Below are 1,649 nucleotides of genomic sequence, written 5' to 3' on the forward strand. Positions count from 1 at the left end.
TTTTGTGATAGGTCGTAATAGAGCTGTCTTTAATAGCTGATTAACAGAGGGGATGGTTGCAAATTTCGTCGGTACGAAGTTTGTTTCCATCCCCCGATTTAAACATCGTAAGCATGCTTAAATAATAATTGTGGCAGGCTTACGATGTTTAGCTTGAATATCTAAGGTTCTCCTTTGATAAGGAGTAATGAATGAGCAGGGTTGGTAACTTTAAATTAGTTGGATAGATTTTTAAAATTTATTTAGGGGGAATCAAGGATATGGATCAAATAGAAGAGATTATGCGAAAGAGCACTGAACTCGGAAAATCGATCGCTCTTACGCCCATGTACAAAGACTTTAAGAAAGCAGAGCATGATCTTCTTCATAATCCAGAAGCACGTAAATTAGTAGAAGATTTACAGAAAATGAAGCAAGAACATTATGGCAAACAAGCTGCTGGAATAGAATTAAGTAAAGAAGAACAAGATGCAATGACAGAACTAGAAAATGTATGCTTAAAAAATCCTCAAGTACTGATATCCAATAATGCCAATACAAAATTCCAAGAGTTTATGGAGCAGATCTCAAAAAACATTAAAGACGGAATTAAAAGCATCGAAAAAATATGAGCATTACATTCAAATCCTGATTGCTCGTAATATATCAAAGGCGTTTTGACTGCACTTCGGCATAAGAATCCGAAGGCAAGTATAAAAATACCTAATTTTCAGTACATACTGGGAATTATAAAAACATTTTATTATCACATCAAATACCATCAAATACTTAAAATATTAAACTGATTATTGACATTTTAATATGCGTTTAAAAAGAGGGAGGTGATTCATAGACTACGATGAATCCTTCCTCTTTTAATACTAATCAGACCTCCCATGCCTCTGCAAGGCACACAGGTGAAAGAAAATTTTGTCCATACTACTAAATAAAGCTGGCGAAGGCTAGTCGAACTTTCTTGGTTCCGTAAGCCCGTTAGCTAACAGGACCACATCGACCTGGTGCACAACAGATTGTTGCTTTCTTTATAGGCATTAACATAGAATGTTCGTTTGCCTATAAGTAGCGGATTTTGGCAGTATTATCTAGATTATTTCTTTATAGAGAGTAGTCTAGATGAAGTGCCTAAAATTAAGAGCTGATTGGATTGGAAGGAAATGTTGCCTATTTTGAAGGTTTTCCGGCCTCTTAATTCGTAATTATTATGGCTAATGTGGGTGTTGTTTGGGGTATTCCTAATAGGTTAGTCCTAAATCCACGGACAATTCCTTGATTATGGCACTTTGTATACATCGTGAAGGGATAACAGGTAATATAAAGTTACAGGATACCATTAATTATGACATGAATATTTGTGGGATCGTTAATTGACCATAGGATATATTAATACAGTCATATTGACTTGCTATGACTTCAGTGCTACTCTTATTTTGTTAGAAGGTCATAATTAGAAGAGTTTGTGCAATTTATTACGATTAAATTAATAGGTCATGCTTTGGAGCTAAAGAAAAGAGGTAAAAGGATGGCATATAAGAGTATTCTAGTAGTCGGAGGAGGAATAAGCGGACTAACGGCCGCAATAGAAGCTTCCGAGGCAGGAAACGAGGTTTATCTGGTTGAAGAGAAACCCTATCTAGGTGGTAGAGTAGCCC

2 protein-coding genes are annotated in these 1,649 nt (G+C 35.8%); both read left to right on the top strand.

Annotated features, from left to right (window positions below):
• Nucleotides 1-260: 260 nt before the first annotated feature.
• A complete protein-coding gene (locus DSBG_RS21440) occupies nucleotides 261-611 on the top strand; it encodes a YlbF/YmcA family competence regulator (RefSeq protein ID WP_068967035.1) in 351 nt (116 codons plus the stop codon).
• An 869-nt stretch (nucleotides 612-1,480) separates the two neighbouring features.
• A partial coding sequence (locus tag DSBG_RS22200) for an FAD-dependent oxidoreductase (RefSeq protein WP_348980995.1) occupies nucleotides 1,481-1,649 on the top strand: 169 nt, incomplete at its 3' end.

Source organism: Desulfosporosinus cupriresistens, from assembly GCF_001707885.1.
Classification (GTDB): Bacteria; Bacillota; Desulfitobacteriia; order Desulfitobacteriales; family Desulfitobacteriaceae; genus Desulfosporosinus.